We start from the raw sequence: 26,111 nt of genomic DNA, 5'->3' as shown, positions 1-26,111 counted from the left end.
TCTTGGGCGACGCTGCCGCCCCTTTTCCTCGTTGGAAGTCCCCGAACTCTATCCCGCTATCAAATTGTCGGCCGCGTCCTCATGGATGCTACAACATAAGGAGGCCTAGCAGGGCCACGCCGCAAATTGAAGAGTTAATCACTGTAACGACTCTTTTGAGGCACTGCAGGATTCTTTATTTTTTCGATTTCCCGCGTAATCTCTTTGCCTCTCGTCTCACTATTCATCTTTTCTAGAACTACCGAGTACTCTTCGAGAAATCCAAGCCGCAAGTCATCCGGGTATCCGGGAGTCGCAGCGATGATGGCCAATATTCTCTCGTACATCACTGGTACTTGCTCGTAGTCCTCTAAGCTTACGGCAGCCCTTGCGCACTCCTGCAGAAGACGCAGTCCATGCCTAACATCACCGCCCGTCAATTCGGGACAGGTTTTTAGCCCAAGTGCAGCAATATGATACGCTCTTTCGTATTCCTTTACGCCATTTAGATGCTCTGCGACGATTCCTGTTACCTTGGCGAATCGTAGCGTCCTTTCGGTCCCTTGAGTTTGATACAAACGGATAAGCTTTTCGCCGTTCTCGATTCCCTCGATGACTCGATTTGAAGCTAACTGCAGCACAAACAAATAGGCCAGATTCTCCCCATAGAGATAGCAATCCGCCATGTTTCGATTTTCTAGCGCGGTTTTGACTTCTATCGCGTAGGAGGCGCCTTTATCAAGATCTTTGCCGCTATGAAGAATAACGCTCGCCAACAACATCTTTGACTCAAGTATGCAATAGGAGTCATCGTCGTAAACCTTGGCGAAATCCAACGCCTTGTTTAGATGGGAAACCGCGCCAACGAAATCCCCACGGTGAGCATCGGATTTGCCAAGCTGATTTTCGATTTGGTGTTGGCGTGCCTTTTGAAAGGATTCTGCATTCATTGCCAAAGCTGCATCGAGTTCATTCAGAATCATGCGAGCTTCGGCGGCAGTTACAAGCCGTTTTCCGGTAGTGTCGTCTTTTGTTATTTCGTACAAGCGCTGCATTACCTCTCTTTGGGCCTTGAAATCATTAGCGGCATACGCAAGGTCAAATTGGGTAATGAGTGCGACTTGCCTTTCGTTGAGTGGCACGAGACTATTGCCATCATCCGCCCACGCGTGGAACGGCAGCGCGGCAAGCAAAGTCCAGGTAGCCAGCAGCCCCATGCTCGGTAAAGTCAAAACAGTGGAGGTTTTTGCTATCATCGCCGCGGCCTTATTTCCAGATTTAAAAGCAATCCATTGGCATCGGAGGAATTTGATAAAGTAGCGGCGGGGTGGCACTGTTTGCAAATCCTTTTCTTCGGGCGCCACTGTCGTCTGCGACAGTGGTCTTACTTGGCTATCTCATTCAATAGCGAACCTCGACAATCTGTTCAAAGGTCAAGTTTTTCAGACGGCTCTTTCCTGCGAATAGGCTAAGAAAAGGGGACGGGGGTCTTTTTGAAGCGTCGCCAGAATAGCCTCCCAGTTCCCTCTTCTTACCCTGCTCGGTCTCGCCCCAGCCTACCCGAACGCCCAACGTTGTCTATTGACAAAGCGCACGGATTCGTGATCGATTGCGGGGTGGTTTGAAGTCGTGCGTCTTCCTGTTTGAAGGGCGAATTGCCGGCCGCTTTTTTGAGCGTGGGCGATTCGTGCTGGCGGTCGCGGCTGCGCTGTTTTGGTGTGCGGTTTCGATAGGGTCCGCCGTAAAAAAATTGGTTGCGGTCCAGTCCACTGTGCTGGGGAAAAAAATGGCGTCTCGCGGTCCAGTCCAATCTTCTCCTTGGAAGACATGCTCTTCTCGCGAAGACGCGATAAGAGCATGGCACCGGGGTGAGCGGACTCGGTAGCGGCCGCCGTGAACAAAATTGGTTGCGGTCCAGTCCACTCGTTCGCGAAAAAAATTGCGTGTTGCGGTCCACATGATAGGCGGACTGGGGGAGATGCGGGAAAGTAAAAGGGGGTTTTCGGACGGGAGAGTGGGTTCGCGAAAAAAAGGCGCTGCGGTCCAGTCCACTCCGCGCGAAAAAAACGGAGCGTGCGGTCCAGTCCAGTCGTAGGGCAGGCCGTGCCTGCCGAGGTGATTCGGCGCCAATCGACGGCAGGCATGGCCTGCCCTACGTTTGCTGGACGGGCCACCCGGTTTGAAAAAAAAACGGTCGAGGGTCCGGTCCTATTTTTGGGATCCTGCGGTGGGAAGGCATGCTCTTCTTGCGAAGACGCGACAAGAGCATGGCGCCAGAGGATAAGATCCGACGTAAGAAAAAAGTGCGCGGGGTCCGGTCCCATTTTTTCGGCGGACGCCGCGGCGGCGTAAACATTGACCTCGCATGGAATTCGGTCGATACTGAGGGGCTCAATCGCTTCCGTTTCGCTCGCCGACATCCCCTATCTGAGATCCCTCATGCACACGTTCCGCCCTTCGGTCCTCGGTCGCCTTACTCTGGCGGCTTTGCTGACCACGCTGATGCTGACCAATTTCGCCGCCGCGGCGGAGGAAAAACGTCCGCCGAATATCGTCTTCTTTTTGGTCGACGATCTTGGCTGGACCGATATCGGCGTTTATGGGTCGAGCTTTTATCAGACGCCGAACGTCGATCACCTGGCGGCGACCGGGATGCGGTTCACCAACGCTTACGCCGCTTGCCAGGTTTGTTCGCCGACGCGCGCGAGCATCATGACCGGCAAGTATCCGCAGCGGGTCGGGATCACCGACTACATCGGCGCCGCCCAGCCGGAAGGTTGGAAGCGGAACACGCCGCTGTTGCCGGCGCCTTACAACACGAAGCTTGACCTGGAAGAGAAGACGTTGGCCGAATCGCTGAAAGAGCGCGGCTACGCCACCTTCTTCGCCGGCAAATGGCACTTGGGGAATCAGGGCAATTGGCCGGAAGACCAAGGATTCGACGTCAACATGGGAGGCATCGACCGGGGCGGTCCTTACGGCGGCAAGAAGTATTTTTCGCCGTATGGCAATCCGCGCCTGCCCGACGGACCGGAAGGAGAGCATCTGCCGGATCGCCTGGCGAGCGAAACGGTGAAGTTTATTGAAGCGCACAAGGACGAGCCGTTCCTCGCTTACCTTTCGTTCTATTCGGTCCACACGCCGCTGATGGCGCGCGAGGACCTGAAGCAGAAGTACGAAGACATTAAATCGCGGATCCGCATCGCCGGTCCGATCTGGGGTGAAGAAGGAAAGAGCAAGGTTCGCCTGGTGCAAGAGCACGCGGTCTATGCCGGGATGGTCGAAGCGATGGACGCGGCGGTCGGCAAAGTGCTCGACGCGCTCGATCGCCTGAAGTTGACCGACAACACTGTGGTGATCTTCACTTCGGACAACGGCGGACTCGCCACGTCGGAAGGTCACCCGACCAGCAACCTTCCGCTCCGCGGCGGCAAAGGTTGGATGTACGAAGGGGGAATTCGCGAACCGCTGATCGTGCGCTATCCGCCGCTGACCAAAGCAGGGAGCGAAAGCGATGCGATCGTGACCAGCCCTGACTTTTTGCCGACGCTCCTGGCGCTGGTCGACAAGCCGGGCCCTGCGATCGACACCGACGGCGTCAGTATTGTGCCGGCCTTGGAAGGAAAGCCGCTCGATCGCGGCCCGATCTTCTGGCACTATCCCCACTACGGCAATCAAGGGGGCCAGCCGACCGCTGCGGTCCGCGAAGGGGACTGGAAGCTGATCGAATGGTACGAAGACGGCAAAGTGGAGTTATTTAATCTGGTGGATGATATCGGCGAAAAGCATGACTTGGCCGACGCCCAGCCCGAGAAACGTAAGGAACTTCACCAAAAACTGCGTCAGTGGCGGAAACAGGTGGGGGCGATCCTGCCTACCGCCAATCCGAACTACAAAGCTGGCAAGTAATCGTCACGTTAGGGCTGTCGGCGCACGAGGAGCGACGGTGTTACACTATCCTCCTGCGACGGTAACGGTTCCACTTTGATGATTCATGAGAAGGAAGGCCACTGATGCGTAGAACCATGCTTTGCAGTTTGTTCGTCGCCGCTTCCGCCTGGTGCGGCGCCGGCGCGTTTGCCGAAACGATTGACCTCGGTCTCCCCGAAGGGTATTCGGCCGAAGTCGCCGCGAAGGGTTTGTCCAACCCGTCCGGCGTCACCTTCAGCCCAAGCGGCACGCTGACGATTTGCGATTCAGCCGACGGCCGCGTCCTGACCCTCGAATCGGGCGAGCTGAAAGAATACATCACCGGCTTCCCGACCGAGTACTGGAAGGTCGACGCTGAATCGGGCGCCAAGCGATTCAAGTTAGGTCCGCTGTCGGCCGTTTGGCTCGATGGCGAAACGCTGGCCGTCACCAACGCCGGTCTGCTGGACGGCGAAGAAACGGTCGTCTTCTTTAAAGGTCCCGGCAAAGTCGACGCTGGCGAAGCGACCAACTCGGTTCCGCCGACCTCCGACGATCCTGCCGACAAGGGGGAAGGGAACCTGACCGGTTTGACCGCCAGCAAGGATGGCAAGACGATCTATGTCGCCGGCCAAGGCGCCGACGCCAAGACCTGGGTTTTGAAGGTCGACGTCGCCGACAAGAAGCTGAGCACGCTCTTCTCGGCCGACGAAAACGAGATCGCGATCAACTCGCCGATGGCGACCGCGCTCTGGGGCGACGACGCGATCCTGGCTTTGTACTCCGGCGCCGGCGGCAAAGATGACGGCCTGATCGTCGAGTGGAACCTGGAAAGCGGCAAGCCGACCAAGCAATGGACCGTGCCGGGCCTGCTCGATCCGATGGGCTTCGCCGTGATTCCCGGAACCAAGAAGCTGGCCGTGGTCGACAACAACTGGGCGCTGACCGAAGTGAAGCCGGGCAAGCTGGCGATCGTCACGCTGCCGGAAGAATCGGGCGCCGCCGAAGTTGAAGTGCTGACCGACAAGCTGCTCGGCCCGGTCGCTTGCACCTTCGGTCCTGACGGCAAGCTCTACATCGCCCAGCTCGGCAAAGAGTTCGACAAGAACGAAGGCTCGGTGATCGCCGTCTCGGGCCTGAAGTAAGCGACCGCTTACTTCGAGTGGATTTGAAAATCGAAGCGCCGCGTCTACATGAGAGACGCGGCGTTTTTCACGTGAAGAGGGACCAGTCATGTCGACCGTCCACATCCCGGCTCAGCTGCGCTCGCTAACCGGCGCCGAACAACTGCAGGTCGAAGCGACGAACGTCCGTCAGCTGATCGAGGCGCTGGAGGCCAAGTTTCCCGGGATCGCGGCCCGGCTGTGCGACGGCGACCGGATTCGCCCCGGCTTACAGGTGACGATCGACGGCGCCGTAAGCAACAAAGGACTGGCCGCCCGACTGGCGGCGGAGAGCGAAGTCTACTTCTTGCCGGCGATCGGCGGGGGTTAACGCCATACGCATGGCCACTTGGCGCCCCAAAGGCAGCAAATCTCTCTTGCCGCTAGCAGACGATTCCGACTAGACTGCCGCGATCTAAATCGAACCGCCTAGGGGCCAGCCGGGCATGCGTCTGAAATTTGAGACCGTCAAAAAACTACGCGGACATGCGCTGAACGCGTGGTGGCGAAGCTTCGGCGTTGCGGCGCCGACCGACGTCTGCAACGACGCCAATCTGACGCTGCTGGTGGAGTTCGCCTACCGACAAGGCTTTGGCCCCCGGACCATGTTTGGCGCCGTCGACCAGGTCGGCCCGATGGTCGAAAAGCTGCTGGAAGCCGGGCTGCTGGGAGCGAGCGAACGCTATTGGGACGGCGCCTCGGCGCTGGAGTATCGCGAGAGCGGCGTAACCATCGTCGAGCAAGGGAGCGTCGTCGGTCGCAACGGGATCCTGCTTTCGCCAAAGCAGGGAGTCCTCGAAACGTTGGGAGGCGCCTCGCTTTCGTCCTTGTTCGGTAAGAGCATGCGTCCTTCGCACCTGCCGAAGCCGCACAAGATTGCCGGCAACGTGCTGGTGATGACGCGCGCTTTGGCGCAGCGGAACTACTATCACTGGACGTTCGAGATGCTCGCGCAGCTGCGTTTGCTGGAGAAAGCGGCGGTCTCGTTCGACTATGTCGCCGCTCCCAAGCGACACGCCTTCGCCACGCAGTCGCTTGAACTGCTCGGCATCGAGCCGTCGCGGATCTTGCCGGTCGGACACTACACTCACATCCAAGCCGATCGACTGATCGTGCCGAGCGTCGGCTGCTACTTTCCGCAACCGGAAGGTGTTAAATACCTGCGCGACAGGATGAGCGGCCAAAGCTGGTCGCACTACGATCACAGCGAACGGTTGAAGCTGTACGTCGCTCGGCGACGGCGATTGTCGCGACACATCGTGAATGAAGACGAACTGTTCGCAGCGCTGAAGCCGCTTGGCTTCCAGAAGGTTTACCTGGAAGATTTGCCGCTACAGCGACAGATTCAGCTCTTCCAACAAGCGGACGTCGTCGCAGGCCCGCATGGCGCCGGGTTCTCGAACCTTGTCTATTCGCGTCCGGGGACGGCGGTCTTCGAGATCACGCCGACCTGTCGCCCTCCCCTCTTCTTCCACTACCTGGCCGAAATCAACGAATTGCATTACGCCGTTTACTTCGGTCAGCCGGTCGATCAACAAGGCGCCGACGCCAACATCGAAGTCGACGTCGCACAGTTGCGACGCCAACTCAGCGACTTCCTGGACGAAGCGAACCGCAGCGAGGAACGCGCGGCCGCTTAACGCTGACTCATCGCTTTCCATAGCCGGGGCGGCGACATCGGCAGCTCCGTCATTCGGACGCCGGTCGCCTGATAGATCGCCTCGGCGATCGCAGCCGGAGGAGGAACGATCGGCGTTTCGCCGACCCCTCGCACGCCGAACGGATGGGCCGGGTTGGGAACTTCGACGATGATCGTATCGATCATCGGCACGTCGAGACACGTCGGAATCCGATAGTCGAGCAGCGACGCATTTCGCATTTTGTGGTCGGCGCCGTAGAAGTACTCCTCGTTCAGCGCCCAACCAATCCCCTGCACCGCGCCTCCCTGCATCTGCCCTTCCACATAGCTGGGATGGATCGCCTTGCCGGCGTCTTGGATTGCGGTGTAGCGGAGGATCGTGACCTTCGCCGTGTCAGGATCAACTTCAACGTCGACGATATGCACACCAAAGCCGTTGGTCGATCCTTCCGGCGAAACCGAAGCCCGCCCGATCACCGGATCGCCGGTCTCCGGCAACTTGGCCGCGAGCTCTTTGAAGGTCATCTGCTGACTGCGATAGCGGTAAACGTCGCCATCGACTTGAACTTCGTTCGGTTCGCATTCCCACAGGAACGCCACTCGCGCGGTTAGCTGCTGCAGCAGATCGAGGCCGACCTTGTGCGCCGCCATCCCGGTCGCAAACGTGGTGCGGCTGCCGCCGGTCACGTCGGTGTAGCCGACGCTGTCGGTATCGACCACTTTCGGCAACACGTCTTCGGCCGGAATGCCGATGGTCTCCGCCAACTGCATCGCGATCGAAGTCCGCGTGCCGCCGATGTCAGTTGAACCTTCCAGCAGATGGATCGTTCCGTCTGGATTGATCGACGCCGAAACGCTCGACTTCATACCAATGTTAAACCAATAGCCGGCCGCGACGCCCCGTCCACGATTCGGGCCTTCGAGCGGCGTATTCCAATGTGCCGACTTCTGCGCGGCGTCGAGACATTCCAAATAGCCGATCCGCGGATAGACTGGCCCGTCGACGCGCTGCGAACCTTCTTTCACGCCGTTCATCTGGCGGATCTCGATCGGATCGATCTTCAGCTGGTCAGCCAGTTCGTTGAACGTCGACTCAAAGGCGAACGCCGCTTGCGTGGCGCCGGGAGCTCGGTACGGTTGCGTCTTCGGTTTGTTCACGCAGACGTCGTAACCGTCGACGACGGCGTTGGGAAGCTCGACGCAGCTGAAGACGCACATCGTGCCGGGGCCGATCATGCCGCCAGGAAACGCCCCTGATTCGTACGCGAGGTACGCCTGCCCCGCGGTCAGCTTCCCATCCCGGGTAGCGCCAAGCTTCACCTTCATGAACGTGGCCGGCGTCGGCCCGGTTCCTTCAAACACCTCGTCGCGCTGCATTGTCATTTTGACGGGGCGACCGCACTTGCGGCTGAGGATCGCCGCGACTGGCTCAAGGTATACGGGGATCTTTCCGCCGAAGCCGCCGCCGATTTCGCACGGCGTGACGGTCACCTTTGAGACCGGAAGCTGCAGCAGTTCCGCCGTTTGCTGACGAGCAGTGAAGGCGCCTTGCGTTGACGTCCAGATCTTCAGATGGCCATCTTCGTTCCACAACGCGGTCGAGACTTGCGGCTCGATGTACGCCTGATGAACCGTCGCCGTTTTGTATTCCTTCTCGACGATCACATCCGCTGCGGCGAAGCCGGCGTCGATATCGCCGGTCTCAAAGTGAATGTGACGGTCGATGTTGGTCGGCTGATCGCTCGGCTCATCGAGCGTCTCGGTTCGAAGTCCAGGATGCAGAATCGGCGCGTCTTCTTTCATCGCATCGAGAACGCAGGTGACCGCCGGCAACACTTCGTAGTCGACTCGAATCGCCGCGATCGCTTCTTCCGCGATATGCACATTGCGAGCCGCCACCGCCGCGATGGCGTGTCCTTTGTACAACGCCTTGCCGACCGCCAGGCAGTTCTGGGCCAGGTCATGCAGGTTTACGGCGCCTTCGCCCAGCTCCGCAACTTTGTCGATCAGGTCAGGCCAATCTTCGCCGGTGGCGATCGCGTAGACGCCGTCGATCTTCTCGGCGATCGACGTATCGATCCCCTTGATGCGTGCATGGGGATGCGGACTGCGGAGAACTTTGCCATGCGTCATGCCCGGAAGTTGCACGTCGGCGCCATATTGGGCACGGCCGGTCACCTTGTCGGCGCCGTCATGACGAACCGGCCGCGTACCGAGGACCTTGTACTTCTTGTCGCTGTACGAGATTGGCGAGTTGTCGCTCATTACTTCGCTCCTTCAGCGGCGGCTTGGACGGCGCGGACGATCTTGTCGTACCCGGTGCAGCGGCAAAGGTTGCCGGCCAGTTGGAAACGAATCTCCTCTTCCGTCGGATGCGGATTTCGCTCGAGCAGCGCCTTCGTCGTCATCAGAAAGCCGGGCGTACAAACGCCGCACTGCAAAGCGGCCCCTTCCAGAAAGCATTGCTGCAACGGTTGCAGCTGCCCCCCTGCGGCGATCCCTTCGACCGTCTCGATCTTGGCGCCTTCCGCTTCGACCGCCAACACCAGGCAACTGACGACCGGCTCGCCGTTCAGCAGCACGGTGCACGCGCCGCAGTTGCCGTTGTTGCACCCTTCTTTGGCGCCGGTCAGTTGCAGCGAGTCACGGAGCACTTCCAACAGGCTCTGCCGCGGCTCGCACGCGAACTCGCGTTCTTCGCCGTTGATGATCGCCGTAATCAGTTGTTTCTTCGCCACGCTTGAAGTCCCAAGGTTGGATGTTCTATTTCTTGTTCGCTGCGGCTCGCTCGACGGCGATCGCCAATGTGCGCCGCGTCAGTACGCCGCAGAGATGCTTGCGGTACTCGACCGTTCCCCGCATATCGTCAATCGGGCTGGCGGCCAGTTGGGCCAGTTCGCCCGCTTTGATAAATAACGCGTCGCTCGGCTGCTGGCCGATCAGCGCTTCCTCCGCTTTCGTTGCTCGCACCGTCGTCGGCGCGACGGCGCCCAGCACGATCCGCGCCTTGCGAATCGCTCCCTTGTCATCAAGTTCGACGTACGACGCGGCGCTGGCGACCGCGATATCCATCTCGTTGCGCGGGATGAATCGCTGATAAGCGGCGCCGCTATGCACCGGCGTCGGCGGAAAGATGATCGCGACCAGCAGTTCGCCGCGGGCGAGGACATTCTTACCGACGCCGCTGCAGAACTCTGCGACCGGCATTTGTCGGCGGCCGGAAGGACCAGCGATTTCGGCGACCGCGTCATAGATCGCCAAGGGTGGAATCGAGTCAGCCGCCGGCGACGCGTTACATAGATTGCCGCCGACCGTCGCGCGCGATTGGATTTGCCAACCGCCGATGATCTTCACGGCGTCGGTGAGGGCCGAGTACTTTTCGGCGATCGTCGCTTCGCGATAAATGCGACTGCACGGAACCGCCGCGCCGAGGAAGAGTCCTCCTTCGGCAGTCATCGCCAACTCATTTAATTCGGCGATTTTTTTGACGTCGACAACCAGCGTCGCGCGGCGACGCCGTTCTCGTAATAAAACCAAAATATCAGTACCGCCTGCCAGCACTACCGCTTTTTGGGCGGGGTCTGCCAGCAACCGGACGGCTTCGTTGGTGGAAATCGGTGCTGCGTAGTCGAAATCTTGCAAAAAATCTCTCCTGACAGACGTCGTCGCTCTGATTGCGTATGGGACGAGCGACTTGCTCGGCGATCATTCTATCGCGATGCGACTCCCTTTCCAACGCAGCTAGGACGGATCTTCCCTCAAAACCGATTGCTTGGGGACGGCGAAACGCCCTACAATTCATTACCCGTCTCTTCCTGTTGCAAAAGGAACTACCTAATCATGGCTACGATTTCTGATTCTCGCGCCATCGCTTCCCCCGAAGTTCGCCATACGCAGTGCTTTATCGACGGCAAATGGGTTCCCGCGATGAGCGGCAAAACCTTCGCGACGCTGAATCCCGCCACCGAGGAGGTGATCGCCGAAGTTGCCGAAGGGGACGCCGCTGATATCGACGTCGCCGTTCGCGCCGCACGTCATGCGTTTGATAGCGGACCATGGCGCAAGATGGACGCCCGCGATCGCGGCGCTCTTATTTATCGTCTGGCCGAACTGATCGAACAGGAAAAGGAAGAACTCGCGGCGCTCGAGACGCTCGACAACGGCAAGCCGATCAAAGACGCACTCGCCGCCGACTTGCCGCTGGTGATCGACTGCTTGAAATACTACGCCGGCTGGGCTGACAAGATCCAAGGCGCCACCATTCCGATCCGCGGCGAATACTTCTGCTACACCCGCCGCGAACCGGTCGGCGTCGTCGGGCAAATCATCCCGTGGAACTTCCCGATGCTGATGACCGCCTGGAAATGGGGACCGGCGCTCGCCTCGGGCTGCACGATCGTGATGAAGCCGGCCGAGCAAACGCCGCTCACCTGCTTGCGGATGGCGCAACTGGCGCAAGAGGCGGGCATTCCGGACGGTGTGATCAACGTTGTGCCGGGCTTCGGTCCGACCGCCGGCGGCGCATTGGTCAAACATCACGGCGTCGACAAGATCGCCTTCACCGGCGAACACACCACCGCCCAGATCATCATGAAGAACGCCGCCGACACAATGAAGCGGGTGACGTTTGAACTAGGCGGCAAGAGCCCGAACGTCGTCTTCGCCGACGCCGACCTCGACGCGGCGATCGAAGGCTCCCACTTCGGCTTGTACTTCAACCAAGGTCAATGCTGCACCGCCGGCAGCCGCGTTTACGTCGAAGATTCGATCTACGACGAATTCTGCGAACGGGTCGCCAGCATGAACCACGATCGCAAGCTGGGTGATCCGCTCGACATGTCGACCGAGCAAGGTCCGCAGGTCGATCAGCGTCAGATGGACAAGATTCTCAGCTACGTCGATCTCGGCAAGAAGCAAGGCGCCAAACTGCTGAGCGGCGGCAAGCGATTCGGCGACAAAGGCTTCTACGTCGAACCGACTCTCTTCGCCGACGTCACCGACGACATGAAGATCGCCACCGACGAAATCTTTGGCCCGGTCATGTCGGTCCTCCGCTTCAAAGGGCAGGACGACATCATCCACCGTGCGAACAATTCGTTCTACGGATTGGCCGCGGCGGTTTGGACCAAAGACGTGAAGAAGGCGCACCGCTTCGCATCGGAAGTTCGCGCCGGAACCGTTTGGGTCAACTGCTACGACGTCTTTGATACCGCCGCTCCGTTTGGCGGCTTCAAGATGTCAGGCCTCGGACGCGAACTGGGCGCCGCGGGTCTCGACGCTTATCTCGAGAATAAGACCGTCACGGTCAACCTGGCGGAGTAAGAATAGCGGCCAACTCGACCGGATCGCGCGCCGACGCGATCCGGTACGAGTAGGCGCAGGCCAGTATGGGCCGATCTAAAAGCACATGCTGTGCCGGTGCGACAAGATTCGCCTCCCGCGTCGAAATGCCGGAAAAACGGCAACTCACGCGGCGATTCACCCCTGCGTCGTTCGCTTGAATGTCGGTTCGATCGACACGCACGTCACTTCAAGCGACGACTCTTTTCTGTGGCGATCGCTAGTCCAGGCATGCCGGAAAGACGCCGTTTTCATCGTGCTTTTCGGTTCCCGCGATCGGCGGATTGAAGACGCAGACCAGACGCATGTCGACTTCAGCCGAGAGGAGGTGCTTGTCGTGCTGATCGAGGGCGTAAACGGTACCGGCTTCGATTTCAAAGACTTCGCCCGAATCGACCAACTCCACCTTCCCCTTGCCTTCGATGCAATAAACCGCTTCCAGGTGGTTCTGGTAGTGGATCTTGGTGGTGGTTCCGGCCTTGATGATGGTGTCGTGCAGTGAGAACCCCATCTTGTCCTTCTTCAGCAACAAGCGGCGGCTGATCCAGTTTTCCGATACGACTTCGGCTTCCGTTCCAACGACATCACTCAACTTCTTGATAATCAAAGTGCGCTTACTCCTCGAAAACGCGCCCCGATCAGGAGCGCGCAGTAGTGAAATGGAAAGAAATTACGACGGACTCGCCCAGTCGGCGGTCGCCATCGTTTGGGCCGGCTTACGCTTGGGAGTTCCCAATACTTCGCGCACTGAATCGGCCAGAATATTCAGCCCCTTGTCGAGCGCATCTTCGGCGATAGTTAGCGGCGGCAGCGTCTTGACCACCTCATCGTTGGGGCCGGCCGTTTGGGTAATCATAACGCGACTTATCGCCGCACGGGATATGGCCTAGCCGCTAGGAACGGCATCCTCCCCGAGACGACGGGACAACCAGTAGCCGCCCCTCGGCGTGGCTTACCGGTGCCGAAACCGATTCATTCTTTCGGCGAGATGGGGCCCACCCGAACCAGCTCTTCCGCTTCATGGCCGGAAGCGCCAAAGTCAGAGGCCTCAAAGCAGGGCGAGTATTCAATCGCCGCTCCCAGTTGGGACGCCAACGAGGCGAACAAACCTCGCGACGCCGCATTGGATGGGGTGATGGTCGCCTCGACGAACTGTACCCCACCCCCATGCCGCACCAGGTACGACAACATCCGCTTGGCCAGCTTTTTGCCGCGCGCGTTCGGCGCAACGAGAATCTGCCAGACGAACAACGATCGGGGGCGTTTCGGAGGGCGGAAACCGGTCGCACAACCGACGATTTCGCCGCCGAGTTCCGCGACGACGCACGAGTCGGAAAACTCGGTAGTCTGGAGCAAATAGAGATAACAGGAATTTCTATCGAGCGTTTCGTCCGCGCACACCAATTTCCACAACGACTGAGCGTCCTGTTTTTCAGGACGACGCAAACGAGGGGACTCCCTTTCGTTTTCCGCCTGGGGGGAAGACTCTGTCATCGCTTGAAGTGGATCACTTTCCTGTCTGATCGGAACGTTTGGCCTGATGTTTACCATTGCCGGCCGCAACGGCGGCTTTAAAAAGTGCCAGCGTCACCCTAACGCGCTTTCGATTCGTTTACAACGCGAACGATTGGCAGCTCATCGTCTGGATCGTATTTCCCGCAGTAATCGGGCATTTCGAGTTCTTTTCGAATGTTGGGTTAACAATTGCGAAACTTTTTTGGCGGGAATTGTTTATATAGGTGATGTCGTTAAACCCTCTTGGAACAGGAAAGAGACGATATGCTTCGACATGCTTCTACGTTTGCTGGTGCGCTGCTTCTGGGGGGGCTTTTGGTCCTTCTCCGCCTTCACGCGGCCAGCGCCGAGCCCGAACCCGCCACGGTTGAAGGAATTGTGACGTACCGCGGTGAGCCGGTTTCGAACGCGTTCATTACTTTCAAGTGCCGCGGCATGTCCGAATCGTTGTACGGCCAGACCGACAACGAAGGACGCTACCGACTTTACTCGCGGATGGACCAGGCGCTGCCGATCGGCAAGTACGCCGTCACGATCGTCAAACGAGTCAATGAAGGGGGCGACTGGGCTGATCACGGCAACGGTTGGGGCGATCGCTGCAACGACCGAATTGATCGCGACCACGAGATCGCCGTTCGCGGCGATGATTGGGCCGAACATGGCGACGAGACGCGCCGTGATCGCCGACGTTGGCACGGTCACCATGACTTCCGCTCGATGCATGTCATCGACTTGCTGCCGGAACATTACGGAGACGGCCCGACCTCGGGTTTGATCGCCGTGATCGAACCGGGCTCCAACGTCTTCGACTTTGCGTTGACCGACGAAGCGCCGAAGGTGTCGCAAGAAGTCGTCGCTCATGATCGGACCGCCCGGTTCTCGCTGAACTAAGCGACTTCTTCTTCCAGGGCGCCGTTAAGTCTCCCCCCATCATGCACGTCGCAATCGCGCGACGTGCTTCTGGTCGGCGCTTCCGCTTCCGCCTGTATCGCAAGAAGCCCGCACACAGCAGTTCCTGCATACGGTCCTCGACCGATAGGCGACACGCCTTCCGCTTGCCGCGGCGCTGGCGGCGGCTTATGTTGACTAGAGGAATTAAGCCACGCTCACTCAACCAAGTTGTTCGACATGTCCGCCGATTCTTGCCCCAGTCCCGCTCAGTTGTCCGCCGCGCGTTGCGAACGTCTGGCCGAACTTCAGTCGAATCTCTCAGACGGGCCGGCGGCGGAAGCGATTCAGCTGCTGCTGGAAGAACTGCAGGCCTGTCGCGCACGTCAGGCGGCGCTCGAGAAGGAAGTGAGCGACCTGCAAATCGAGCTCCAACTGCGCGGCGTCTTTCGTCAGTCGTGCTGCGACTAGTAGAGACGGGGAGGAGGCGGCGACGTCGCCACGTCTATTTCCGCGCAACGCCCTGCCCCCCATAGAGACCTACACAACAATCGCGAGCTGAACAGCCCGTCTAGCTGGCGACGCTTTCGGTGCGGAATGTCGCAGCTTCTCTCGTTTGCTCGGCCATTCTCCCGATCGCCGATTGCCACGCAAGCGCTGAAAGCTACCTTTTCGAAGCGTCCTCAGGCGGGCTCCCCTCCACCGCCCAACCTTCCGCTTCCCTCTTCCACTGCCATACGATGAACCGTTTCCTCCCAGTTGCGACTCGCCGGCTGATCCTCGCGATCGCCGGAATCGTCAGCGTCAGTTTTCCTCAGCAAGTCTTCGCGCAGTCGGTCGAAGCGAAAGTGAAGACCGCCTACATCTATTCGTTGCTGCGCGGTTCGACCTGGCCGCCCGAAACGCACACGGACGAACATTCGCCCTACAAGGTTGTGATCGTCGGCGCGGATGACCTGGGCGGACTGCTCGACAAGGTGGTCGAGAAGAAGTCGATTCAACAACGCAAGATTGTGCTGGAGCGAATCGGCGACATGCACAGTTTCCACGGCGCTCATCTCCTTTACCTGCCTGGTGCGAAGCGAGAGGCTGTCGCCGCAGCAGCGAAAGCGACCGCCGGCCAGCCGATCTTGATCGTCGGCGAAGGCGCCAACGTCACGGCCTGCGGCGCCGCGATCGGTTTCTTCATGGATGACGCCGGAACGCTCGCCGTCGAGGTCAATCCAACCGCCGCGCGGGCGCGTAACCTCGAAATTGACGACAAGGTCATGACGATCGGCAAGAAGGTGGGCGACTAGTCGGTCTCCCTGCATTTTCATTCCGCCAGTGATCAAAAAAGGCCCGATCGGTGGCCTCATTTTTTGCTTGGCTAGCCGTTTTGCGCTTGTTGTGCGGCTGATTCCGCTGGCTATAATCTTGCCATGAATCTCGTCGAACTCGCCGAACGCATTCGCTCTCATCGCATCGACCAGCGACTTACGCTGGAAGAAGTTGCGTCGCGCACCGGTTTGACCCGCAGTTGGCTCTCGAAGGTCGAGAACTTCCGGGTCACTCCTTCGCTCCCGGCGCTCGCCCAAATCGCCCAAGCGTTGAACGTTCCCCTTTCGAAACTGGTCGAAGGGCTCGACGACAAGCCGTCGCTGGCGATCATTCGCAAGAACGAGCGCAAGGTGGTCGAACGAGATAAGTCGACGACCAATACTTCGGTTTATGAGTCGCTCGCTCATCGCCGCAAATCACGATCGATGGATCCCTTTCTGATCACGATGCCCCCCGGCGTCGCGCGGGAAGAAGCGCTCGGACATCTGGGCGAAGAGTTCTTGATGGTCCAAAGCGGGTCGGTCGAATTCGAATACGACGGCGAAAAGCATAAGCTCGACTCGGGCGATTGCCTTTATTTCGACGCTCGAATTCCCCACCGTCTGATCAATTCAAGCAAACGCCCCGCCGTTGTTCTCTGCGTCTTCCAATCGCCGAACGAATAGCGTTCGCCTACTTGCGAATCCCCAGCGACAACAACGCTCCGGCGATGCAAGCGCTCGCGACCACCGCAAAAATGATCGACGTGTTCCCGCTCGAGTCAATCAAATAGCCGATCAGCGGCTCGCCAAAGCCGGCGAACCCATAAGCGAAACTATTCAGCACGCCGGTTCCGGTCCCGGCGTTCTTTCTTCCGAGCAAATCGGGGCAGAGCGCCCAAAACGCCGATTGCGGACCATAGGCGAAAAAGCCGGTCAAAAACAGAATCGGAATCCCCAAGGGATGATGCTTCGGCAGCAGGAACATTGCCACAGAGCAAGCAGCAGCCGCCGACATAAACAAAAAGATCACCCGCGAGCGGTTCCCTTTCAGCCAGACGTCCGAAATCCATCCGCTCGCCATCGCGCCGAGCGCCATGCCGATCGGCAGCGCGATGCTGATCCACTTCGTATCGGAGTTTTTCCAGTCTTCACCGAGAAAATGAACCGGCACCCAGATCAACAGTCCGTAGCGGGCCATGCTCTGAAATCCAATCGCAACCGCCGCCACCAAAAACGGCATGCACGAAAAGACGTTTCGATATCGGCGAACCAGCGCTGCGAAGCCTGTTTCCTCTTGCGGCGAAGATTCCTGATCGCTGGGAAGCTCCTCGTCGCGCTGGGGCGTAAAGCCAAGCTCTTCCGGTTTGTCTCGCACGAGCCAGTAGTAGCTGACGCCTCCGACCAACAACAACAGGACCGGCAACCGGAAGATCCATCGCCAGTTGAGGTTCCATTCGAGGATCAACATCGAAGTCGCGAACGCCAGGACCGAAGACATTCCCGCGGCGAAGACGTACGCGCCATACGCTTTCCCCCGTTCGGAATGTCCCCACCAGTTCGACAAAACGCGACTTCCCGGCGCCCAGCCCATCGACTGTGCGTAACCGTTTGCCGCCCAAGGCACGATCAACTCGGTCGCGTTGGTACCGAAACTGACGATCCAGTTGAGCCCGCACGACAGAATCGCCCCCAGGCTCATCATCCGCCGTCCCCCAAACCGATCGCCCAGCCCGCCGTTGATGAACTGCCCGACGGCATAGGCCCACAGCAGTGCGGCGCTCGCCCAACCGAGCGTCTCTTTCGTGATCTTGAGCTCTTCGGATATCCCGGGAATCGCGAAGCCGAAGGTTTGCCGGCCGGTGTAAAAGAAGAGATAGCAAAACATGGTCGCCAGCAAGACGCGCCATTGATATCGACGAAATCGTGGGTTCCGCTCGTCGATCTCCGACGAGACAGAGGAGGCGATTTCAGTATCGTTACGGCGATGGTCGAGCAACGTCTCTTCGGCGGCTGAGATCTGCGAAGCGGGATCGGACGGGCGACTCTTCACTTTATTCTCACTCCCCCGCGCTGGCGACTCGGGGACATCGAGGCCCCAGGTCAACTTTTCGCAAAATGAAAAGCTGGACGAAAACTTCACACTTGGTTAATCTATTCTTTGTTGATTACAAGTCAACTTTCGTAAACCATTTATCCCTGGCGTGACGGTCGCGCGTCAAGCTGTTCACCAAAACTTCACATCACGATCTGGCGAGGACCTGGGGCACGAAGTCGTGCAACTGCCGTAAACCAACGTATTGCCTGCGCGCCGACACGACTGGCCGGCACGCACCTACCCAAAACAGAACGTCTCTCTCCTATGACCGATCATCTCCTTAACCGCCGTACCTTCACCGCCACGCTGGCCAGCGGCACGCTCGCCGCTACGGCCATTGCCGCGGCTCCCACCTCCGGCGATACGGTTGGTCCGATGGTCGGACATGTCTCCGAGACGACCGCTAAAGTCTGGTATCGCCCGGCGGCACCCGGCAAATACCGGCTGCAGATTCGCGAAGCGCAGGGAGAGGGAAAATCGCAGTCGATCGATGCCGAAGCGACGCTCGACAACGATCTCTGCCTGACTTGGCAGGTCGAAAACCTGAAGCCGGCCACGCGTTATCAATACGCAATCGAAGGCGCCGCCGCATCGCCCGACGAGTGCTACTTGATTACCGCGCCCCCTGCCGATCGCCGTGAACAGACTTGTCTGGCGTTCGGCTCGTGTGCCGACATGAAACCGTCGTCGTTGTGGTCGCAGATGGAAGAACGCGGCGCCCAAGGCTTGGTGCTCCTCGGCGACACTCCCTACATCGACTCGACCAAGCTCGAAACGGCGCGCACCAAACAACGAACGTTCCTGCAGGTGCCGGAGCTAGCCGCGCTGATTCGGCATACGCCTGTCTGGGCGACCTGGGACGATCATGATTTCGCTGGCAACGACACCGATGGCCGCGTCCCAGGAAAAGAGAATACCCGTCGCGCGTTCGTCGAGTATCACGCCAACGAAGCGTTTGGTCACGACGACGAAGGGATCTATACCAAGTTCCGCTACGGGGGGATGGAAGTCTTCCTGCTCGACACCCGCTGGTTTTCGCGGACCGAACCGTCGCCGGTCGATCCGGAAAAGCCGACGCTCCTTGGCAAACGGCAGTGGGAATGGCTCAAGGAAGGATTAGCCAGCTCGACGGCGCCATTTAAGGTCATCGCCTGCGGCATGATCTGGGACGACAAGGAAAACACCGAGTCGGATGACTGGGGCACGTACACCTACGAGCGGGACGCCCTGTTCGATTTTATCGGCCAGCAGCGAATCACCGGCGTCGTTTTGATCGGCGGAGATATTCACTGCAGCCGATTGTTACGATATAAAACGACAGGTCAGGCAGGCTATCCGATCCATCAGTTCATCGTTTCCCCGATCCACGATCGAACGATCCCCAGCCTGAACGTTGCTCATCCTGATCTCATCAAAGGCGCCGCGATCCCGCACGTGTGGCTTCGCCTGGAAGCGGATATGACCCGCACTCCAGCGACGCTCCATGCCGAGTGGGTTCAACGCGACGATCGCAAAATGTGGGACCTGAAGCTCGACGAAACGCAACTTCGCCCCGCTTAATCGCCGCGTACCTTTTCCGCTTTCGCTTTTCGCTCTGCAAAACGACGACCGCTCGATGCGACAACCTACGACTTATCTGTACGACGGATCGATCCGCGAAGTCGAATCGATCCTAGCGAACCTGAATTCGGAACGTCCCTTCGTCGTCATTGACGAGACCGCCTTCGTTTCCTCTGGCGCCGAAGCGGCGCTGCAGCCCAGTTTCGCGAAGCGCTCGACAACCTGGTTCAGCAAGTTTGAACTGAATCCGAAACTGCCGGACGTAGAGCGCGCCGTTCAACTCTTTTGCGAGTCGCAGTCCGACGTGATCATCGCCGTCGGCGGCGGGACCGCCATCGATATCGCCAAGTTGATCGCCGCGCTCTCGCAGCAAACGCAACCGGCGAAGATGCTCATTCGGGGCGAAGCGCCGCTCGCCGATTTCGACGTTCCGCTCGTCGCCGTACCCACCACCGCCGGAACCGGCAGCGAGGCGACCCATTTCGCCGTCGTCTACATCCAGAACGAAAAGTTCTCGCTCGCTCATCCGAATCTGCTTCCAGGCTTCGTCGTCGTCGACAGCGAACTGACCCGCAGTCTCCCCCGCTCGATTACGGCCGCCACCGGACTCGACGCCTTTTGCCAGGCGATCGAATCGCTCTGGGCGGTCGGCAGCACCGAAGAATCGATCGCCTACGCCAGTGAAGCTTTGCCGCTGATCCTGGAACATCTGCCGACCGCGGTGCATGCTCCAAACGCCGAAGCGCGGCGCGCAATGAGTCACGCTTCGCACCTGGCCGGCAAAGCGATCAACATCAGCCGCACCACGGCGCCGCATGCGATTTCGTATGCGATCACGTCGCGACATGGATATCCGCACGGCATGGCGGTCGCGATGACGCTCAGCCGTATGCTCCAGTACAACGGCTCGGTCCAAGCGGAAGACTGCTCCGACCCGCGCGGCGTTTCGTTCGTACGTCGACAGATCGATCGAATCGTCGATCTGTTGGCGAGTCGTACGTTAGACGAAGCGAGTCAAAAAATCGACAGCTTCATCGCCAAGCTCGGCTGCCCCACTTCGCTGCAAGCGGCCGGCATTACCTCTCGCCCGCAGATCGAAGCGATCGTCCAGGAAGTGAACGCCGAACGGATGTCGAACAACCCCCGCAGTTCCACGTCGGATACGCTGCTCAACCTGCTGACCAGCGGCGTCACCGCAGCGGCGAGCTAATTTGCACCTTCGATCCATCGAAGAGTGATTCTTGAAATTGTTCGCAGGACAAGCGAGACTATCGATTCCCATGGGGCGGGGCATTTCTCATTTGCTCCCACCCCAAGGCCAACGAAAGTCCAATGAACATAGACGACGCGATCCTTCTACTGCAGAAGCATAACAACTACCTTGCGGATGAACCGGATAACTTCATCGGCAACTTGCGTCCCTATTCCGGCATCCGCAAGGCGTACTTTTCGGAGATCGTGAAAGCGATCTACTTTGCTGCGCCCCTGCTGAATCAACCGCATGTCGATCGCGATACGATTCACTTGATCTGGGACATGACGCGCGGCGCCCGCCTGCTGACTCAGCCCCCTCACGAACCGCACTTCCACGGGCGGCACTTCATTTCCGCGGAAGATAAGCAAACGCTTGATCGCTGGATTTATATGCTCGAAGAGCTCACGCTGGACCTGCTGCGAGGACTCGAACCGTGGGAGCCGATCGGTTGGCAAATTCCCTGGGAAATGACGCAGTACGACTCGATCGTCGATCCCGCTTGGCTTACCGAGCCGCTGATGAAATCGCTGGAGAGCTTTCTCGACAATCAGGCCGACGGCGTCCTCCTCGATGACGATCAAATCATGCTCTGCAACGCCCTGGGAATGATTGGAGCGGACGCGGCTTCCGCGATCTCACTGCTGCAACAAGTCGCGGAAGCGTCCCGATATGAACCGGCACGAACCGCAGCGCAAAATGCGATCGCGACGATCAATCGATCGGCCGCGGAAAGGTCCGAGTAACCGAGAATCTCGACCTTGCGCGAATGAACTTTCGACGCCAATCTTGTCGAGCAATTGGCGAAGAAAAAAACACTGGAGACGCAACACCAATGCCGCGAGTTTTCAAGCCGTAGGCCTAAAACGGCAACAGATAGTACATCCACGTTTTGATGCGAATCGTGACCTTGCTGATCACATGAAACGGCTTGCCGGTGTCGGTATAAATGGCGGTCACGCCGGCCGTGCCCATCGGCAGCTCATGAACCATCGTCTCGTCGTCCAGCTTGATTTTGACCGCAAACTTGCCGCTGGAACGAATATCGGAAACGTCGACCAGTTGGCCAGACGTGACGAACTGCCCTTCTCCGCTCGCCGCGATCACCGCGTCGACCGTTCCCTGGAAAATCTGTCCCGGATGATTCTTGAAGGCTATCTCAACCTTGTCCCCCGGCTTGACGTTCTTCACCACGTTCTGGCTATAGACGCCGACGACGTCGAGGTCCGACGTATCAATAAACGTTCCCATTGGCGCCAGCGGCAACGGCACCACCATCGATCCTTCGCGAACCTGCCAATTGGTGACGAAACCATCGGCCGGCGCGTAGACGGTGCATTGGCTCAGATTGAACTCGGCGGTGGCGAGCTTCGCTTTCGCCCCGTCGACTTGCGCGGTGGCGACGTCCAATGCGAACGTCGCTTCCTCTTTGCTGAAACTCGCTTTCCGCACCGCCGCTTCTTCCCCCGCTAGTTGCTGACGGAGTTCCGCCAACTCCAATTGGCTAACGGCGCCTGGCGTCTTTTCGTTCGACGCCTCCTTGGCGGTTAGATCGGCTTTCGCGACCCCCATCTCGGCCTGCGCCTGTTGCAGCGTCGCGTCGGCCACTTTGATCGCGGCTTGTTGCTGCTCGACCAATTTCTCCGAAGCGGCCAGCGCCGCCTGGCATTGCTCCAGCGCGAACTCGTACGTATCCTTCTGGATCTCGAACAGCACGTCCTCTCCCTTTTTCAAGGGAACGTTTGGCTGCGCGACGATTTTGGTGATAGGCCCCTGCACTTGCGGCACAATCTGAATCGCATGGCGATTCACGACCACCTGGCTCGACATCGGCGCCGAAAACCGCCACAGAATCACAATCGCGCCGATCGCGACCACGCCGATCACGGCGCACACAGCCAGGTTGGTCGGCTTTGGTGCGACTTTCATTTTGACGTAGAAGAGCCAGATGCCGGCTATATAGAGCAGCGTAAAGACTGCAATCATCGTTCGAAGCTCCCAGTCCTAATGCGTTCGACTAACCGCCGCTTCCCTGGTGCGACCGCAGTTCCGCTTGCAACTGTTCCACCTGCTTGCGCAGCGACGCCAGCTCCGCCGCCGAATTGCCGGCGTCCGCTTTCGCCCCGCTCGATTTATCAAACGACATAAAGGCCCAGACAAGCGCCAGCGGCCAAAACACGCCCCCGAGCGCCAGTCCAATCCAACTGGCGGCGTTCACGGCGTCGCTATGCGGATGATGCCGCTGCTTGGCGATTCGCCCCGGCAAAGAGCCGAGCGCGACGATCGCCACGACGATCACGCAAAAAAGAAGCGTCATCACGAACCAGGCGAAAAGAGTGGTGATGTCGATCATGGGGGAAACTCTTGACCGTGGGAAATGCGCCGTTTTGCCGGAGATGCGTCTGCTTCCGTCGCGGCGAAATCTAATAGCACGCATGATATTAACGGTTTTCGTATTGTACCGCTTCGAACCGATGATAAAAACAGAATTCGCTGCGATGCGAATCGACGGCGACGCAGTGACGTTGAACCTTCATCGCCGGGAGTTTCTTCTTTGATCATTTGTCCCAGTTGCAAAACCGAAAACCCGCAGTCCGCTTATCGCTGCACCAACTGCAACTATGGAATCGCCCCACGATTAACGCCAATTCGTCGTCACAAACCGCGATACATCGGCGATACGATGGAGGAAACCAAGGCGGAAGAGCTGGGACGAACTTACCGCTGCGCCAATTGCCGATCGTACGGCGGGCAGGTCAAACAAATTGCCGCCACTGGAACCGGCGTTTCCCGCATGATCGACTTCCAATTCAATGAGTTCATTGTGGTAAGTTGTTCTTTTTGCGGCCTCGTCCAGATGTATGATGCGAACATCGTCGGGGGCAACGCCAACGGCTGGCGCATTCTCGACTTTCTCTTTGGCATCGACTAAGACGTACCCCTGACGAACAACCAATATCGATGCTCGTGATTCCCAACGCCGTCCTCTTCACTTGCGAAAAGTGCGGCAAAAAGCAGCAAACCGATTTACGCGGCGATCAAAGCTTCTTTCATTTTTTCAATCGGCTTGCGATTCATCCCAACGGCACGTGCAAAAAGTGTCTCGGCGAAGTGTGGACGATTTCCTTGATCTTCGCTGAGCGGTCGTCCGATCCAGACTTCAGTTTGCTCGGCTTGCTGCTGATTCCCTTCGCCGGTTAATAAAGGCATGCTGTCGCATTATTGGCGGTGGCCGGATCCCAGATTCACCGGGTTTTATTCATATTTTTTCGGTCTGAAACCTTTTTTGCCCTGCAAGCCACCTGATAGACTTATAGGGTTCGGGACGATGCTGGGTCGTTCCGGTTTTCCTTTTCTTTATAGTTGGAGACAGCCTATTGGGCATGTTCAAGTTCCTTTTTGGACAGGACAACAAATCGAAGGCCCAACGAGATCAGTACCGGCCTTCCACGATTGGCAAGAACTTCATCAGCCCAATCAACGATTACGGGACGTGCTTCTCTTGCGAGGGAAGTGGATCGAAGACGCTGGAATGCAGAGCTTGCCACGGTACGGGAACCCATTCCGGGCAGTGCCGCGGGTGCCATGGGACTGGCCAATTTGAATTGTCGGCCAAGCCGTGTTTTACCTGCGAGGGAACGGGCCAAAAGTTCGGAAATCCGTGCCGCAAGTGTGGAGGAACCGGGAACTTCAAGCCCGCCGTTTCTCAGACCTGCAAGAAGTGCAACGGCACTGGTGGATTCTCGGCAACTTGCCGCAAGTGCAGTGGCCGTGGGTCGTTTACTGTCACCTGTAAGAAGTGCGGCGGTTCAGGATGGCACAAGTTCAAGGGGTGAACACCAGGCATGTCTCGAAAACGCTACAAGAAGGTTACGACAGTCTCCAAAGACATTTTTGGAAACAAACGGATCGAAACGGAGTGGATTCCCGCTGGCGGTGGATGTGGTACGGTGATTGTTCTCATCGTACTTTTCGTTCTTTTCACGCGTGGTTGCGGCTGAACAAACCGCACCGAAAAATAGGGTAAGTAAATGAAAAGTCTACTGCTTGCGTTTTGTGTCGTGTGTACGCTCGCCTTGGCGAGCGGATGTGATGGGAACGCACCGCCGATGAAGCCTGGCGGTGGTGGACTGCCGCAGCCCTACAATCCCAGCAACGGTCAGTATATCCCCGGAAAGTAGTCGACTGTGGCAAATCAATGGAACAGTAACCTGTTCGTGTACTCGAATGTCGAAAGGAATGGCTTCGTTTCGGCGGCTTTGCCGACCGGAATTGCGATTTCATCTTCGACAGTGAAACAGTGTCGGGCGAGCGGCCCATCGCCTTTCCTTTCCTGACCGCCGTGGATGATGCCACGGAGCAGGAAGGACTTGTGTTCGCATCTTCGGTCATTTGACCGTTGGCACTCAATTGGCCTTGGTTACGCCGGGGCCCTACGATATTTCATTGGCGTTGCCGGGAGTGGGTGTAGCTTACTCATTCCTCGCAACGTTTTTTTGTCAGTTAGCCACAGCCCTTCGCTTGTTGGGTCGTTCATGGTGGACCTCATGCGAAATACCGGCAAAGCCGCCTGATGCAAGTCAGGCGGCTTTTTTCGTTTCAGGTGCGAAGCGTTTGCCCTGATCAATTTCAATTGACACAAGAGTGGAAGATGAGATGGCAAAGAAGACCGAAATTCAATGGTGCGACAGCACCATCAATCCCACGATGGGCTTCGACGGATGTGAGTTGTGAAACAAGAGTAAGCAGACCTGCTACGCGGGAATTCTACATATCTGCGACAACCGCAGGGAGCTTGGCGAGCGTCTTCTCGACAACATCGTCGGAAACCGCGGCGACCAGTTTCGACTCTTTCGCTATGCTCCGGCCGGCAGCTAGGCCGCGGACGGCGACTAGTGATTGGTATTTCGACGTCGCGACGAATAGCTCTCGCTCGAGCCCCCACTTAAACGCTCGTTTGATGCGCTGACAGTGTCCATTGATCGTCTTACGCATCCACTTCTTCTTCCGTGATAACATCGCGTCCCGAATCTTTTCGAGACAACGTGCTCCGAACTGATCGACGGGCAGATCGGCAAACTCTTTTCGCGCGAGCTCGAGCGCGATACGAGTATTCGTCAGTTCGCTCGTTGGCCGGCCATTTTTCACATAGTGCGTTTTTGCTGCTTCGAGATACTGATCGATCAATTCCGAGACGGTGATCGACGGCAAAACCTCTTCAGCCTTGGCGAGTGCGGCCGAATCGTGGGAAGAATTGATCTCTCGCAGATCGAGAGTTCGGCCGCTCTTGAGATACTCGGCGACTATCAACTCGTAGAGTCGCCGGCTTTCCTCGGATCGCCATTTGCCCAGGTAGATATCCTGGCCGGCAATCCGAACGTAGGCCAGATTTCGGGCCTTGTGCCGACAGTATTTCGGCACGACATGACGTAGCTTTGGCACCTGTGCGTCCACTCCCCGGTTTCGCAAA

The 26,111-nt window shown here is 58.3% G+C and carries 25 protein-coding genes; 14 read left to right on the top strand and 11 right to left on the bottom strand.

The features are described from left to right. Window positions 1-134 precede the first annotated feature (134 nt). Window positions 135-1,343: a hypothetical protein gene (locus LOC68_RS07605; RefSeq protein WP_230217361.1), complete on the bottom strand. Its 1,209-nt coding sequence runs from the start codon at window positions 1,341-1,343 to the stop codon at window positions 135-137. Window positions 1,344-2,418: 1,075 nt separating this feature from the next. On the opposite strand from LOC68_RS07605, the gene LOC68_RS07600 reads away from it, so the two are divergent. From LOC68_RS07600 to LOC68_RS07585, 4 genes are all read left to right on the top strand, one after another. Continuing rightward, window positions 2,419-3,888, top strand: coding sequence for a sulfatase (locus LOC68_RS07600; protein ID WP_230217359.1), 1,470 nt, complete (start codon window positions 2,419-2,421; stop codon window positions 3,886-3,888). A 104-nt stretch (window positions 3,889-3,992) separates the two neighbouring features. Beyond that, window positions 3,993-5,033, top strand: a complete 1,041-nt coding sequence (locus LOC68_RS07595) for a hypothetical protein (RefSeq protein WP_230217357.1) — start codon at window positions 3,993-3,995, stop codon at window positions 5,031-5,033. 88 nt (window positions 5,034-5,121) lie between these two features. Next, window positions 5,122-5,382: a MoaD/ThiS family protein gene (locus LOC68_RS07590; protein ID WP_230217355.1), complete on the top strand. Its 261-nt coding sequence runs from the start codon at window positions 5,122-5,124 to the stop codon at window positions 5,380-5,382. A 115-nt stretch (window positions 5,383-5,497) separates the two neighbouring features. Then, window positions 5,498-6,691, top strand: a complete 1,194-nt coding sequence (locus LOC68_RS07585; protein ID WP_230217353.1) for a glycosyltransferase family 61 protein — start codon at window positions 5,498-5,500, stop codon at window positions 6,689-6,691. Here LOC68_RS07585 and LOC68_RS07580 read toward each other — a convergent pair. From LOC68_RS07580 to LOC68_RS07570, 3 genes are read right to left on the bottom strand one after another with little or no spacing between them, the layout of a single operon-like run. Continuing rightward, a complete protein-coding gene (locus tag LOC68_RS07580) occupies window positions 6,688-8,955 on the bottom strand; it encodes a xanthine dehydrogenase family protein molybdopterin-binding subunit (RefSeq protein WP_230217351.1) in 2,268 nt (755 codons plus the stop codon). The genes LOC68_RS07585 and LOC68_RS07580 overlap by 4 nt on opposite strands. After that, the gene (locus LOC68_RS07575; RefSeq protein ID WP_230217349.1) at window positions 8,955-9,428 is read right to left on the bottom strand and encodes a (2Fe-2S)-binding protein; all 474 of its coding nucleotides are present in this window, start codon (window positions 9,426-9,428) and stop codon (window positions 8,955-8,957) included. The genes LOC68_RS07580 and LOC68_RS07575 overlap by 1 nt, the downstream gene beginning before the upstream one ends. A 25-nt stretch (window positions 9,429-9,453) precedes the next feature. Then, complete coding sequence (locus tag LOC68_RS07570; RefSeq protein ID WP_255671107.1) at window positions 9,454-10,332, bottom strand: FAD binding domain-containing protein; 879 nt, start codon at window positions 10,330-10,332, stop codon at window positions 9,454-9,456. A gap of 198 nt (window positions 10,333-10,530) precedes the next feature. On the opposite strand from LOC68_RS07570, the gene LOC68_RS07565 reads away from it, so the two are divergent. Beyond that, a complete protein-coding gene (locus LOC68_RS07565; protein WP_230217345.1) occupies window positions 10,531-12,012 on the top strand; it encodes an aldehyde dehydrogenase family protein in 1,482 nt (493 codons plus the stop codon). Between the two features lie 238 nt (window positions 12,013-12,250). On the opposite strand, the gene LOC68_RS07560 is transcribed toward LOC68_RS07565, so the two are convergent. From LOC68_RS07560 to ectA, 3 genes are all read right to left on the bottom strand, one after another. Beyond that, window positions 12,251-12,637, bottom strand: a complete 387-nt coding sequence (locus LOC68_RS07560; protein ID WP_230217343.1) for an ectoine synthase — start codon at window positions 12,635-12,637, stop codon at window positions 12,251-12,253. A 63-nt stretch (window positions 12,638-12,700) separates the two neighbouring features. Next, a complete protein-coding gene (locus LOC68_RS07555) occupies window positions 12,701-12,886 on the bottom strand; it encodes a hypothetical protein (RefSeq protein WP_230217341.1) in 186 nt (61 codons plus the stop codon). A 116-nt stretch (window positions 12,887-13,002) separates the two neighbouring features. Beyond that, window positions 13,003-13,476 (bottom strand): diaminobutyrate acetyltransferase, encoded by a 474-nt coding sequence (gene ectA / locus LOC68_RS07550; protein ID WP_230217339.1) that lies wholly within the window; start codon window positions 13,474-13,476, stop codon window positions 13,003-13,005. A 504-nt stretch (window positions 13,477-13,980) separates the two neighbouring features. Between ectA and LOC68_RS07545 the strand changes: the two genes are divergently transcribed. The 4 genes from LOC68_RS07545 to LOC68_RS07530 all read left to right on the top strand — a co-directional run bounded on the left by LOC68_RS07545 (window position 13,981) and on the right by LOC68_RS07530 (window position 16,418). After that, a complete protein-coding gene (locus LOC68_RS07545; protein WP_230217337.1) occupies window positions 13,981-14,436 on the top strand; it encodes a hypothetical protein in 456 nt (151 codons plus the stop codon). Window positions 14,437-14,673: 237 nt separating this feature from the next. Next, window positions 14,674-14,904 carry a hypothetical protein gene (locus LOC68_RS07540; RefSeq protein ID WP_230217335.1) on the top strand — a complete coding sequence of 77 codons (231 nt, stop codon included), beginning with the start codon at window positions 14,674-14,676 and terminating at the stop codon, window positions 14,902-14,904. Between the two features lie 269 nt (window positions 14,905-15,173). Beyond that, window positions 15,174-15,731 (top strand): YfiR family protein, encoded by a 558-nt coding sequence (locus LOC68_RS07535; RefSeq protein ID WP_230217333.1) that lies wholly within the window; start codon window positions 15,174-15,176, stop codon window positions 15,729-15,731. Between the two features lie 123 nt (window positions 15,732-15,854). Further along, the gene (locus tag LOC68_RS07530) at window positions 15,855-16,418 is read left to right on the top strand and encodes a helix-turn-helix domain-containing protein (RefSeq protein WP_230217331.1); all 564 of its coding nucleotides are present in this window, start codon (window positions 15,855-15,857) and stop codon (window positions 16,416-16,418) included. 7 nt (window positions 16,419-16,425) lie between these two features. Here LOC68_RS07530 and LOC68_RS07525 read toward each other — a convergent pair whose 3' ends face one another. Continuing rightward, window positions 16,426-17,784: an MFS transporter gene (locus tag LOC68_RS07525; protein WP_230217329.1), complete on the bottom strand. Its 1,359-nt coding sequence runs from the start codon at window positions 17,782-17,784 to the stop codon at window positions 16,426-16,428. 309 nt (window positions 17,785-18,093) lie between these two features. Between LOC68_RS07525 and LOC68_RS07520 the strand changes: the two genes are divergently transcribed. The 3 genes from LOC68_RS07520 to LOC68_RS07510 all read left to right on the top strand — a co-directional run bounded on the left by LOC68_RS07520 (window position 18,094) and on the right by LOC68_RS07510 (window position 21,387). Continuing rightward, window positions 18,094-19,389 carry an alkaline phosphatase D family protein gene (locus LOC68_RS07520; protein WP_230217327.1) on the top strand — a complete coding sequence of 432 codons (1,296 nt, stop codon included), beginning with the start codon at window positions 18,094-18,096 and terminating at the stop codon, window positions 19,387-19,389. Between the two features lie 55 nt (window positions 19,390-19,444). Then, window positions 19,445-20,599, top strand: coding sequence for a phosphonoacetaldehyde reductase (locus tag LOC68_RS07515; protein WP_230217325.1), 1,155 nt, complete (start codon window positions 19,445-19,447; stop codon window positions 20,597-20,599). A gap of 122 nt (window positions 20,600-20,721) precedes the next feature. Beyond that, the gene (locus tag LOC68_RS07510; protein ID WP_230217323.1) at window positions 20,722-21,387 is read left to right on the top strand and encodes a hypothetical protein; all 666 of its coding nucleotides are present in this window, start codon (window positions 20,722-20,724) and stop codon (window positions 21,385-21,387) included. Between the two features lie 115 nt (window positions 21,388-21,502). On the opposite strand, the gene LOC68_RS07505 is transcribed toward LOC68_RS07510, so the two are convergent. Further along, window positions 21,503-22,627: an HlyD family secretion protein gene (locus LOC68_RS07505; RefSeq protein WP_230217321.1), complete on the bottom strand. Its 1,125-nt coding sequence runs from the start codon at window positions 22,625-22,627 to the stop codon at window positions 21,503-21,505. Between the two features lie 31 nt (window positions 22,628-22,658). Beyond that, window positions 22,659-22,994 carry a DUF3302 domain-containing protein gene (locus tag LOC68_RS07500; RefSeq protein ID WP_230217320.1) on the bottom strand — a complete coding sequence of 112 codons (336 nt, stop codon included), beginning with the start codon at window positions 22,992-22,994 and terminating at the stop codon, window positions 22,659-22,661. 201 nt (window positions 22,995-23,195) lie between these two features. On the opposite strand from LOC68_RS07500, the gene LOC68_RS07495 reads away from it, so the two are divergent. Then, complete coding sequence (locus tag LOC68_RS07495) at window positions 23,196-23,573, top strand: zinc ribbon domain-containing protein (RefSeq protein ID WP_230217318.1); 378 nt, start codon at window positions 23,196-23,198, stop codon at window positions 23,571-23,573. Between the two features lie 29 nt (window positions 23,574-23,602). Then, window positions 23,603-23,842: a hypothetical protein gene (locus LOC68_RS07490; protein ID WP_230217316.1), complete on the top strand. Its 240-nt coding sequence runs from the start codon at window positions 23,603-23,605 to the stop codon at window positions 23,840-23,842. Window positions 23,843-25,408: 1,566 nt separating this feature from the next. On the opposite strand, the gene LOC68_RS07485 is transcribed toward LOC68_RS07490, so the two are convergent. Next, entirely contained in the window at window positions 25,409-26,083 is a 675-nt protein-coding gene (locus LOC68_RS07485; protein WP_230217314.1) for a hypothetical protein, read from the bottom strand. Window positions 26,084-26,111 lie beyond the last annotated feature (28 nt).

Source organism: Blastopirellula sediminis, assembly GCF_020966755.1.
In the GTDB taxonomy this organism is placed as follows: Bacteria; Planctomycetota; Planctomycetia; order Pirellulales; family Pirellulaceae; genus Blastopirellula; species Blastopirellula sediminis.
The sequence above is the reverse complement of the archived record's forward strand: the minus strand, read 5'-3'. Positions and strand labels throughout refer to the sequence as shown.